Annotated in this window: 9 protein-coding genes, 1 tRNA gene and 1 other RNA gene; 5 read left to right on the top strand and 6 right to left on the bottom strand. The window is 33.4% G+C overall.

Translation table 11 applies throughout. The features are described from left to right. Nucleotides 1-14: 14 nt before the first annotated feature. Nucleotides 15-347 (bottom strand): preprotein translocase subunit YajC, encoded by a 333-nt coding sequence (gene yajC, locus AB162_RS02620; protein ID WP_156213999.1) that lies wholly within the window; start codon nt 345-347, stop codon nt 15-17. 721 nt (nt 348-1,068) lie between these two features. Here yajC and AB162_RS02615 point away from each other — a divergent pair. Further along, nucleotides 1,069-1,671: a peroxiredoxin C gene (locus AB162_RS02615; protein ID WP_053097266.1), complete on the top strand. Its 603-nt coding sequence runs from the start codon at nt 1,069-1,071 to the stop codon at nt 1,669-1,671. A gap of 65 nt (nt 1,672-1,736) precedes the next feature. Here AB162_RS02615 and ffs read toward each other — a convergent pair. From ffs to aspA, 3 genes are all read right to left on the bottom strand, one after another. Continuing rightward, nucleotides 1,737-1,835: signal recognition particle sRNA small type (gene ffs, locus AB162_RS02945), an RNA gene on the bottom strand. Between the two features lie 25 nt (nt 1,836-1,860). Beyond that, nucleotides 1,861-1,933 (bottom strand) — tRNA-Phe (locus tag AB162_RS02610). An 83-nt stretch (nt 1,934-2,016) separates the two neighbouring features. Next, nucleotides 2,017-3,438: an aspartate ammonia-lyase gene (gene aspA / locus AB162_RS02605; protein WP_053097264.1), complete on the bottom strand. Its 1,422-nt coding sequence runs from the start codon at nt 3,436-3,438 to the stop codon at nt 2,017-2,019. A gap of 261 nt (nt 3,439-3,699) precedes the next feature. Between aspA and AB162_RS02600 the strand changes: the two genes are divergently transcribed. Continuing rightward, nucleotides 3,700-3,993: a co-chaperone GroES gene (locus AB162_RS02600; RefSeq protein ID WP_053097262.1), complete on the top strand. Its 294-nt coding sequence runs from the start codon at nt 3,700-3,702 to the stop codon at nt 3,991-3,993. 43 nt (nt 3,994-4,036) lie between these two features. Next, the gene (gene groL / locus AB162_RS02595; protein ID WP_053097260.1) at nt 4,037-5,686 is read left to right on the top strand and encodes a chaperonin GroEL; all 1,650 of its coding nucleotides are present in this window, start codon (nt 4,037-4,039) and stop codon (nt 5,684-5,686) included. Between the two features lie 136 nt (nt 5,687-5,822). Here groL and epmB read toward each other — a convergent pair whose 3' ends face one another. Beyond that, complete coding sequence (gene epmB / locus AB162_RS02590) at nt 5,823-6,848, bottom strand: EF-P beta-lysylation protein EpmB (protein ID WP_053097258.1); 1,026 nt, start codon at nt 6,846-6,848, stop codon at nt 5,823-5,825. 61 nt (nt 6,849-6,909) lie between these two features. Between epmB and efp the strand changes: the two genes are divergently transcribed. Further along, a complete protein-coding gene (gene efp / locus AB162_RS02585; protein ID WP_053097257.1) occupies nt 6,910-7,476 on the top strand; it encodes an elongation factor P in 567 nt (188 codons plus the stop codon). 54 nt (nt 7,477-7,530) lie between these two features. Then, entirely contained in the window at nt 7,531-8,538 is a 1,008-nt protein-coding gene (gene epmA, locus AB162_RS02580; protein ID WP_053097255.1) for an elongation factor P--(R)-beta-lysine ligase, read from the top strand. 31 nt (nt 8,539-8,569) lie between these two features. Here the strand turns inward: epmA and mscM are convergent, their stop codons facing one another. After that, complete coding sequence (gene mscM / locus AB162_RS02575; RefSeq protein WP_053097252.1) at nt 8,570-11,893, bottom strand: miniconductance mechanosensitive channel MscM; 3,324 nt, start codon at nt 11,891-11,893, stop codon at nt 8,570-8,572. Nucleotides 11,894-11,900: the final 7 nt, after the last annotated feature.

Genomic DNA, 11,900 nt, shown 5'->3' with positions numbered 1-11,900 from the left:
ATACTATTCTTACCTTATAATGCTTTAATTGTACCTTTTGGTAATACCGAAGCTATAAAGTCACGTTTAATCAATACTTCATTTGTTTCATTTAGTGCTACTGATAGATAACCAGTTGCAGTGATTTTAACTACTTTACCTATTAACCCCCCGTTAGTAAGTACTTCATCTCCTTTAGAGATAGAATTTATTAATTCATTATGGACTTTGGCGCGTTTTTGTTGCGGACGTAATACCATTAAATAAAAAATTAAAAAGAAAAATACCAGCATAATTATCATAGAGTAAGAACTTCCTCTTGAATAATCGCTAGTACTTGCTATAGCATCAGTAATAAAAAAAAATATATCCATGATTACCTCATTTTTAGTTTAAAAAAAATTTTTTTAGAAAATTATTAAATAACATTTCTTCATGTACCTGTATCTATAGCAGCATGACTACGTCACCAAGCCATAAAACGCTGATAATAACGTCGTAGTACATTGTGAATATAATACTATCACAAAATATTTAGTGATTTTTATCAAAATGATGCCAATAAGCTTTACTATAATGAAAATATGTATAATAGTAACACTAAACATATAGCGATGTAACATTACGTATTTTCATTACCAAATTGATAAAAAATATAAAAAAATGACGCGCATCCCTATTAGGGATAATAAATAATATCGATTATCCAACGAAACAACCCTTAAACTACATCTTCTGGCTTACTTACTTTAATAAACTAAAGTAGTTTATCGTATGGTATTTAATGTTGCTCCCAAATATCCTAGCGGGAATAATACTTTATCCTCCAGCTACCTACCGCTAGGACCATAAAGCGATAATAAAAAAATGCAGGCAGGCACTACTTTGTTTGTTCTGGCTGCAGATAAATAGCAATACAATCATAATCTGCAAGTACAGTAAGTAGATAATAAATATGTTAAAAGTTAATCTAGTTAATAACAATATATTTACCTAATAAATTATAGCGTTTAGCTTTATTATTGTAGTGTATTACTTTACAATAAATTTATATTTAGGCTTTATCTAGATAAAATAGGAAAAAATATTATGGTATTAGTTACTCGTCCAGCACCTGACTTTACGGCAGCCGCCGTACTAGGAAATGGTGAAATAGTAAATAACTTTAACCTAAAAAACTACATTAAAAGTCATATGGCTGTTGTTTTCTTTTGGCCTATGGATTTTACCTTTGTTTGTCCGTCTGAGTTAATAGCATTCGACAAGCGTTATTTTTCTTTTCATAAAAGAGGTGTTAAAATAATTGGTATTTCATGCGATTCTGAATATGTGCATAATGCTTGGCGATCTATGACAATTAACCAAGGTGGTATTAGTAAAGTACAGTACCCTATGGTTGCTGACATAAAACGTGAAATTATAAAATCATATGGAATTGAACATCCTGATTTAGGTGTTGCCTTAAGAGGTTCATTTTTGATAGATAACCATGGTATTGTACGTCACCAAGTAGTTAATGATTTACCACTTGGCAGAAATATCGATGAAATGATACGTATGGTGGATGCTTTACAATTTCACGAAGAATATGGAGAAGTTTGCCCAGCTCAGTGGGAAAAAGATCAGGATGGTATGATCCCTTCACCTGAAGGGGTGACTAAATATCTTGCTAAAAATTTTACTAAACTATAGTAAAAACAAGTATAAACTAACAATATAGTTTTTTTATGTATATAAAGGCTAAAGAAAGGCGGAAGTCCAATTAACAACATCCTGGCACACAAATAACCTGCTACGACTGCTTCCTTCCGGACCTGATCGATTTTACAAGTAAGTATTATGCAGGAGCACTAATATGGACTTCCTTATTAACTAGGAATGTGCCCGGAGGCGGAATTGAACCACCGACACGGGGATTTTCAGTCCCCTGCTCTACCTACTGAGCTATCCGGGCAAAAAGGTTGTATAAAAAAAACTATAATTAGATTATATCATACACTTGATTAAGTTAAGTAAATATTTTATTAACTTTCAAATTTAATAAAGTTGTCCCTTATATATAGGATATATTAAATTATTTAACGAAAAAAGATCATCTAATTGTACTTCATTTAAAAGACCTAGTTCCAACACTACGTTTCGTACGCTCTTACCTGTTTCTGAACAAATTTTACCTACTTTATCGCAGTTTTTATGTCCAATAAAAGGATTAAGATAGGTTATTAGACCAATAGAGTTAAAAACATATTGTTTACATATTGAATGATTAGCACTAATGCCTACAATACACTTATTCTGTAAATTATAGCAAGCATTAGTTAGAAGATAAATAGATTCGAACATAGCTTGGCTAATAACTGGTTCCATAACATTTAGTTGCAATTGACCTGCCTCTGCTGCCATGGTAATACAAGTATCATTACCAATAACCTTAAAGCAAACTTGATTAACTACCTCAGGAATAACTGGATTAACTTTAGCAGGCATAATCGATGAACCAGCCTGCATTTGTGGGAGATTAATTTCATTTAGTCCAGTTCTAGGACCGGAAGAAAGCAAACGTAAATCGTTACAAATTTTAGATAATTTTACTGCAAGACGTTTTAGCGCACTATGTACCATAACATAGGCGCCACAGTCTGAAGTTGCTTCTATTAAATCTTCCGCTGGTAAAAATGGTAAACCACTTATATTGGCTAATTTTTCTACAACAATAGCTTGATAACCATATGGGGTATTAATACTAGTACCAATAGCAGTAGCACCTAAATTTACTTCTAACAGTAGTTCAGAACTACGAAGAAGATTTTTCTTCTCTTCCTTTAGAAGAACATTAAACGCATGAAACTCTTGACCTAAAGTCATTGGCACAGCATCTTGTAATTGGGTACGTCCCATCTTTAGTGTATCAGCAAATGCCTTGGCTTTTTGTTCAAAACCAGTACTAAGATAATTTATGCCTACTATTAGTTGCTGAATAGCATTATATACTGCTAATCTTAAACCAGTTGGATATGAGTCGTTGGTAGACTGAGACAAATTAATGTGATCATTAGGACTAAGAAATTGATACTCTCCTTTGTTATGTCCCATTAATTCTAATCCTATATTTGCTAATACTTCATTAATGTTCATATTAATTGAAGTCCCGGCACCACCCTGGAAGACATCAACTGGAAACTGATCCATACAGCGGCCTTTAACTAGCATCTCATCACAAGCACTAGTAATGATATCTGCAATAGCATTAGGTAGAGTTTTTAATTCCTTATTAGCAATAGCAGCTGCTTTTTTTACAATAACCATACTACGTACTAATTCAGGGATATCGCTAATACGTACAGTACTAATAGAAAAATTTTCGCTTGCTCGTAAGGTATGAATACCATAATAAGCAGCGGCAGGCACTTCACGGGTACCAAGTAAGTCTTCTTCTATACGGATTGAATTATTAGCCATATAGTTTCCTTAATTTATGAAAATTAACTGCAATTTAAGCTTTAAAATAAAATAATTATATTATGAAGTTCTCTTTATTTAAAAAATATTATTTTTTTACTAACAATTAATGAATTACAGAAAAAATTATTTTATTACCCTTGAAGCTTACTTGAACGCCCCAATCATTAATGTATGAAGGGGGCATAAATAAAAAATATGCCTAATAGTTATCCAACACAACAAACAACCGACCGAAATTTTCTTTAAGGGGAGCTATCAATGAAAATTCGTCCATTACATGATCGCGTTATCGTAAAACGTAAAGAAATTGAATCAAAATCAGCTGGCGGCATCATGCTAACAGGATCTGCAGCTGGCAAATCTACCCGCGGAGAAGTACTAGCAGTAGGTCGTGGCCGTATCCTGGACAATGGTCAAGTTAGGGGACTAGACGTTAAAGTTGGTGATACAATTATTTTTAATGACGGATATGGTGTTAAGGTAGAAAAAATAGATAATGATGAGGTATTAATCATGTCTGAAAGTGACATTTTAGCAATTGTTGAAAAGTAATTTAGCTTAATTATGTCAAATAAACAAATGTAAGGAAAATAATATGGCAGCTAAAGAAGTAAAATTCGGTAATGAAGCTCGCGTAAAAATGCTTAGGGGTGTAAACGTTCTAGCAGATGCAGTAAAAGTGACTCTGGGTCCTAGAGGTCGCAATGTTGTATTAGACAAGTCTTTTGGTGCTCCTGTCATAACTAAAGATGGTGTTTCTGTAGCACGAGAAATAGAACTAGAAGATAAATTCGAAAACATGGGTGCGCAGATGGTCAAAGAGGTTGCTTCGAAAGCAAATGATGCTGCAGGTGATGGCACCACTACTGCAACAGTGCTAGCGCAATCTATCGTTAACGAAGGGCTGAAAGCAGTTGCCGCAGGTATGAACCCTATGGATCTAAAACGTGGTATTGATAAAGCTGTTATTGGTGCAGTCGAAGAATTAAAAAAATTATCTGTCCCATGTGCAGATTCAAAAGCGATAGCTCAAGTAGGAACCATATCAGCTAACTCTGATGAAAAAGTAGGTACTCTAATCGCTGAAGCAATGGAAAAAGTAGGTAAAAAAGGTGTTATTACAGTTGAAGAAGGGTCAGGCTTACAGGATGAATTAGACGTAGTTGAAGGTATGCAGTTCGATCGTGGCTACTTGTCTCCTTATTTTATAAATAAGCAAGAAAATGGAACAGTAGAATTAGATAATCCTTTCATATTACTAGCTGATAAGAAAATCTCAAATATCAGAGAAATGCTTCCAATACTAGAGGCTGTTGCTAAAGCAAGTAAACCACTGCTAGTAATAGCTGAAGATGTTGAAGGCGAAGCTCTGGCTACTTTAGTTGTTAACACAATGCGCGGCATTGTAAAAGTAGCAGCAGTAAAAGCACCAGGATTTGGTGATCGTCGTAAAGCAATGCTACATGATATTGCAGTTTTGACAGCAGGTACCGTAATTTCCGAAGAAATAGGTCTTGAACTAGAAAAAACTACTATATCAGATCTTGGACAGGCTAAAAGAATAGTGATTACAAAAGATACTACTACCATTATTGATGGCGTTGGCGATAAATCTGTAATTGATAGTCGTGTTGCACAGATCAATCAACAACGTGAAGAAGCTACTTCCGATTATGATAGGGAAAAACTACAGGAACGTGTAGCTAAATTAGCAGGTGGTGTAGCTGTAATTAAAGTGGGTGCAGCTACTGAAGTAGAAATGAAAGAGAAGAAAGCTCGCGTAGAAGATGCCTTACACTCTACTCGTGCTGCTGTGGAAGAAGGTGTCGTTGCTGGTGGTGGTGTTGCTCTAATTCGCGCTGCTAATGGTATTATTGAACTTCAGGGTGACAACGAAGATCAAAACGTAGGAATAAAAGTAGCAAGACGTGCTATGGAAGCTCCTTTGCGTCAAATAGTAGCTAACGCAGGTGAAGAACCATCAGTTATTGCTAATAATGTAAAAGCTAGTGAAGGTAACATGGGCTATAATGCCGCTACTGAAAAATATGGTAATATGATAGATATGGGCATTCTTGATCCAACTAAAGTTACTCGTTCTGCACTGCAGTATGCAGCTTCTATTGCCGGGTTAATGATAACCACTGAATGTATGGTTACTGATCTACCAAAAGAAGACAAATCATCTGATTTAGGTGCTTCATCAAGTGGCATGGGCGGTGGTATGGGCGGTGGTATGATGTAAGGTAGTTAGTTAGGTTAGTTTAGTTATCTATATTAAATATTTAAATATCATCATCATAAGCTCAAATTAATAAATACATTAATGAATAGTATTCAACCCCTAGTCAAAGTAAATATTGGCTGGGGGTTTTAATTAATTAATAATTATTTTGATGATTTAATCTCAAATCTAGTAAAATCTTACTAGGTAATCCTTGAATTTCTTTAACTAATCTAGGAACAAGATAACCTGATACTTTGCCCAATAGTTTCTGCATAATATTTATAGCACTTTGTTCATTAACTCTAAAATGAGCGGCACCTTGCACATAGTCCAACATATGTAAATAGTAGGGTAGTATCCCTGCGGAGAATAAAGCTTCGCTTAATATAGCTAAAATATCAGCATTATCATTTATTCCGCGTAACAGTACACTCTGATTAAGTAAAATAATCTGCTTGGCACGTAGTTTTGCCATACTTTCACATAATTCTGAATTTATTTCTCTTGCATGATTTATATGAGTGACAAGTACAATTTTTAGGCGATAACTTGCAAGCTGCTGACAAAGTCTGTCTGTTATTCGTGCTGGAATTACTACTGGTAAACGACTATGAATACGAAGGGTAGTCAAATGACTAATATCATCTAGTAAATTGATCAATTCATAAAGTTCGTGATCTTTAGCCATTAGTGGATCACCACCAGATAAAATAATTTCATTTAATTCAGTATGTTGCCTTATATATTTGATAGCTAGATACAAATTAGCTTTATTTACATGGTTATTTTTATAGGGAAAATGACGACGAAAGCAATAACGACAATTTACCGCACAACAACTTTTTACTAGCAGTAAAGCACGATTTTTGTATTTATGTATTAAATTAGGAATAGTATTATTTTGTTCATTTAGTGGATCTGTGCTAAACTCTGGTAGTTGCTTAAACTCTTCTATATTAGTAAATACTTGGCGGAGCAAAGGATCATCAGGATCTTCTGGTACCATTCTATTAGCAAAAGATCTAGGAACGCGAAACTTAAACAATTGCCTAGTTTTGGCACCTGCACATAACTGAGCATGCTTATCAAGACGTAACTGCTGTAATAATTCTATAGGATTGGTAATAACATCAGAAAGTTGATTTAACCATTCTTCTTTAGCAAGAAATAATTTATTCATAAAAGACAATTTACGATTTTTTAGTTAGAACTAATTTAATGGAATAATTAATAATAATATAATGACGTATTATAGTACGAATGAATTTCGTTCTGGTATTAAAATTATACTAGATGGCGAACCATGTGCCATTATTAATAATGAGTTTATTAAACCGGGTAAAGGGCAGGCATTTAACAGAGTACGTTTGCGTAAACTAATTTCTGGTCAATTGCTAGATAAAATATTTAAGTCAGGTGATTTAGTTGAAGTTGCTGATGTCATAGATGTTAACCTAAATTATTTATATAATGAAGGAGAATTATGGTATTTTATCAATAATACAAACTTTGAGCAAATTGCTGTAAATAAAAAAACTGTAGGTAAAAATGCTAAATGGTTGGTTACACAAGCAGCTTGTTTGCTTACTATATGGAATGACCAACCAATTTCCGTAACTCTACCTAATTTCATTGAACTAAAAATTATTAATACCGATATTAGTATCAAAGGTGAAACAGCTAATACTAGCTATAAACCAGCTATTCTCGCTACAGGCGCAGTAATAAAAGTACCTTTATTTATTCAGAACGGCGATCTAATTAAAGTAGATACTCGTTCTGGGGAGTATGTATCCAGAGTTAAATAGTAAGTCAAATATTACTAATTATTTGCCTTATATAGATAAAATTGAGATAACGTAATGAATTCATTAGTTAGCTGGCAACCCAGTGCTTCAATTCTTAATTTATTCAAAAGAGCACAAATTTTAAGTAAAATTAGAATGTTTTTCAATGATCTAGGTTTACTAGAAGTAGATACCCCCTCAATGAGTAAGGCTACTATACCTGAAATTCATCTTTGTCCTTTTAAGACTGATTTTATCAGTCCAAACACTATAACAGAACAAGGCGATAGCCTACCCCTACCATCAATAATACCAATGTATCTGATAACCAGTCCAGAATACCATATGAAACGTCTACTTGCTGCTGGTAGTGGTCCAATCTTTCAGATATGTCGAAGCTTTCGTAATAAAGAATTTGGTAGTTATCACAATCCTGAATTTACTATATTAGAATGGTATAGACTAGATTATGATATGTATCAAATTATGAATGAAGTAAATGATTTATTAAAAATGTTTATTGATTACTCTTGTGTAGAGATTATCTCTTATAAAGAGATATTTAGCCAATATATTGGGATAGATCCATTATCTATAGATCAGGAAAAATTGTATAAATATGTAGTTAAGTTTAATTTATGTGATGTAGTATCGCCTAATGATGATCTGGATATACAGCTACAACTGTTATTTAATATGGTAATAGTACCTAAGATGAGTAGTGATAAGCTAATTTTTGTCTATCATTTTCCGGCTTCTCAGGCATTAATGGCAGAAATTAACTATAAAGATAACAGAGTATCTGATAGGTTTGAAGTATATTTTCAAGGCATAGAACTAGCAAACGGGTTCCTTGAACTTACTGATGCTGATAAGCAACGTGATAGATTGAAGCAAGAAAATAATAAACGAACAGCTATTAATCTAAAGAAAAGACCTATAGATTATCAACTCTTAGCTGCATTAGAATATGGTTTACCTACATGCTCTGGTGTTGCATTAGGAGTTGACCGTTTACTAATGTTTGCATTAAAAGTAAAAAATATAAGAGAGGTAATAGCTTTTTCTGTTACATGTGCCTAATAAGCTTGCTTACACTAACTATATAATTAATTCAATACGCTGCTTCATTAATATTAAATTTTGATTGAAACCACTGAATCATAGGTGTCAATGGTAGTTCTATATCATTCTCTCGGTATCCATTTATAATATGCATATGTACCTGATGGCGTAACGGCATACGATGTCCCATTTCAGCTACATACATTCTTAACTCAAAAATAGGTACCCCATGCTGTACATTAACTAGAAAAGCTTCAGGAACTGGCATTTCTAATACTAATTGACAGTTTTGTGCTGCTTGTACTAAAATATGAGTAATTTGTTCAATATGTGCTCTAGGCGGAGCGGGAATATGTAACACAACACGAGTTACAGTATCTGATAATGACCAGTTTACAAATTGTTCAGTAATAAATGATTTATTAGGCATTATTATTTCTTTTCTATCCCAGTCAGTTATAGTTGTAGCACGTGTATTAATACGGGTAATATTACCCGTAAGATTACTGATGGTAACTGTATCACCGATTCTAATTGGTTTTTCGAATAAAATAATAAGGCCAGATATAAAGTTAGCAAAAATTTCTTGTAAGCCAAATCCTAAACCTACACCTAAAGCAGCAACTAACCATTGCAATTTAGACCAATCTATGCCAATAAAAGAAAATGCAATTAATCCTCCCAAAAACATTAGACTATATTTAGTTAATGTAGTAATAGCATAACCAGTGCCAGGGGTAAGATTTAAATGTTGTAATAATGCTAACTCAAGTAGTGCTGGTAGGTTACGCACTAGCTGAGTAGTAATCATAGAAACTATAATAGCAACTAATACTGCGCCTAAAGTAATAGGATGAATAGTTTCTACGCCATTAATAGGATAAGTTACATCCCAAAGTTGTATTTTTTCTAAAAAACTAAATGCTGAGTAAATATCCGACCAAAGTAAGATAATAGATATCAGAGCTATTAGGGTTATAATAGATCTTACTAATTGCAGCGACTGAGTACTCATGGTATCTAGATCTAATACCTTGTCATCTACTTCTGCTGCCACTTCATTTAATTGAGATTGAGATAAATTATCGTCATTACGTGCCCGCTGAGCTAAAATTTCGGCACGTCGCTGTTTAGCACGTTCAAATGCAATACGACGGCGCTGAATAAACATCCAGCGTCTAATTATATAGTAAATAATAAGTAATAATAACCATATAGCAACTGATTTTTCTAGCTTAGCTAATAGTGATTGGGCCGTTGCTAAATGACCTAGGCAGGAGGCTATAGCAGCAAATATTGGTGCAGATATGATAATATTCCATAGTAATCTATTAACCATATTTTCGCTAGAACTATGTTTATGTTTATCAAGATGCAACGGTAATCCAGCCTTTTTTAAATTTACCTTAACTAGCGCTAAACAGATACATAATAAGATAAAACATAGTCGACCTAGATTGCTTGCAAACTCCCGATGATGATAAGTATCCAATGCAATCAATATAATAATTAAAGGGATAATCATACTAATAAAAAATGTATAATAGCGCTGTGCACGTTTTACTTGTAGGGCAGGCCAACCAAAGTGAACAATAAAAAGTCCTTGATTGTTAGCAAAATATGTGCTAACGATCAATATCCAGAGTATTAACACAGTAGCACTAATACCTTCACCGAACGCTACCGCAGCTGGATAAGGCCAAGCATGACGTAATCCGTAACCAATCGTTGCCCAAAACAGTGGTAGCGGTAAGGCTATGAGTAATGACCATAACACAGTACGTAGCGTTAATATAAAATGATCTTGATTAACTTTACCTACTTTATTACTAGATGTTACTAAAAACTTATAATAAGTTTTACGGGAACTAATGCTTAATACTATTAATATAATAGATCCTACAAGCGGAATAAAAGTTGTATTTTTGCTACACATCATTTTTATTGAACATATAAATTGGTGATATGTATCTAAATTAATAAGTTGCTTTATATCTTTAAAAATCAGTAAAGGATAAGCAAAGTTAACCGGTGTTACGTCTGCTACCCAAAATAGATAGCTATGAGCAGATTCATTAAGTTCTCTTATTGCGTCTTCTAACTGATTAAAAGATACCTTAAGTTTAGTTAGTTCTAGTATTTCTGTATCGCTTCCTGTTAATAATGCATTAAGTAAGTTACGCTGAGTTATCAATTGCGCTGATAAAATTAGCTTTTGTGCTGGTTTAAGCGGCGACCCGTCATCTTGTGTACTTGTTATTAAATGTGGTAGCTTATTAATTAAATCTTCATACTGTAAGCGCTTAACTCGCCGCTGCGCAATTTCACGATCTAGCGGCAGCGGCTTTGGTTTTTTATTAGTAAAATCTGTAAGATTAGAAATCTGATTACGTAGTGTTTCTCCGAGTATTGGTGATTCATTTAGCCACTGTTCATGTTCAATTAAATTTGTAAGAACTTTTCGTATTTTTTGAGTTTTTAATACTGCATTACGTTGCTGCGAAGCGATAATATCCATGCGTTTAGCTTGTTTATTAAGAGCAATATAAAATTTTCGATTAGTTTTTAATAGATTACTTATCGATTTAGGTAGTGTTATACCTTGTTCTGCTATCATTTCGTTATGTTTAAACGCTTGTTCAGCTTCATTCTGATATAAAATATTTAAATAATTACGTAATAATTGTAATTGAGTATCCATACTATATTGACGTTGTTTTAATATTTCTGCGCGTAAGCGTGAAAGTTCTTGCCTCTTATTAGCACTAAGTTGCGTCAAATCTAATTCATATACTTTAAGCCGTAGTGCTATTTGTTCTGCCTGTAATGCAGTTGCTTGTGATTGCTCTAGTGGTGTACATTGTATAAGTAAATGTTGTTGAAGTTGTTGCTCTATATCATTCAGTGCTTTACGTGCTTTAGTCTGTTGCTGCGGTAAGAAACTTAGAGAATCGCTGATTGTGCGTGTGATTTCTTGCTCATGTTGTAGTTGTCTAGTTATATCCATGAATTGTCTGTTTAACTGCAACAATTGCTTGTTTAGTTCTATAGTAGAACTATTCTTATAGAGTTTTATTTTAGTTTGATTTGCAACAATTTTTTGTTGTTTAGCACTTATCTTAAGTTTAAGAAATTGAAAATCTTCAATTACCTTCTGGTATTCTTTAATTTTTAAAATAGATGCTTTGCTCTCAGCAACAGCGTTTAACGCTAACTGTATAGAATATATTATCGCATGATGATTAGCAGTACTTTTATCATCTAGCTCTTTTTGTATTAAATTTTTTTTTATACCATGATCATTATGTATGTTAGCGTTTAATCCTTGGGTTGTAACTAGTAAGCCTAGTAAAAAAATAATTATAAAGTGCAAAGCACAA

Origin of the sequence: Candidatus Palibaumannia cicadellinicola, assembly GCF_001269425.1 — a bacterium.
Lineage (GTDB): Bacteria > Pseudomonadota > Gammaproteobacteria > Enterobacterales > Enterobacteriaceae > Baumannia > Baumannia cicadellinicola_A.
This window is presented reverse-complemented; position numbering and strand designations above follow the sequence as displayed.

Bases quoted from the DNA above. Each gene is read 5' to 3' on its own strand.
- AB162_RS02615 (WP_053097266.1), top strand. From the start codon at position 1,069: ATGGTATTAGTTACTCGTCCAGCACCTGACTTTACGGCAGCCGCCGTA.
- aspA (WP_053097264.1), bottom strand. From the start codon at position 3,438: ATGGCTAATAATTCAATCCGTATAGAAGAAGACTTACTTGGTACCCGT.
- AB162_RS02600 (WP_053097262.1), top strand. From the start codon at position 3,700: ATGAAAATTCGTCCATTACATGATCGCGTTATCGTAAAACGTAAAGAA.
- groL (WP_053097260.1), top strand. From the start codon at position 4,037: ATGGCAGCTAAAGAAGTAAAATTCGGTAATGAAGCTCGCGTAAAAATG.
- epmB (WP_053097258.1), bottom strand. From the start codon at position 6,848: ATGAATAAATTATTTCTTGCTAAAGAAGAATGGTTAAATCAACTTTCT.
- efp (WP_053097257.1), top strand. From the start codon at position 6,910: ATGACGTATTATAGTACGAATGAATTTCGTTCTGGTATTAAAATTATA.
- epmA (WP_053097255.1), top strand. From the start codon at position 7,531: ATGAATTCATTAGTTAGCTGGCAACCCAGTGCTTCAATTCTTAATTTA.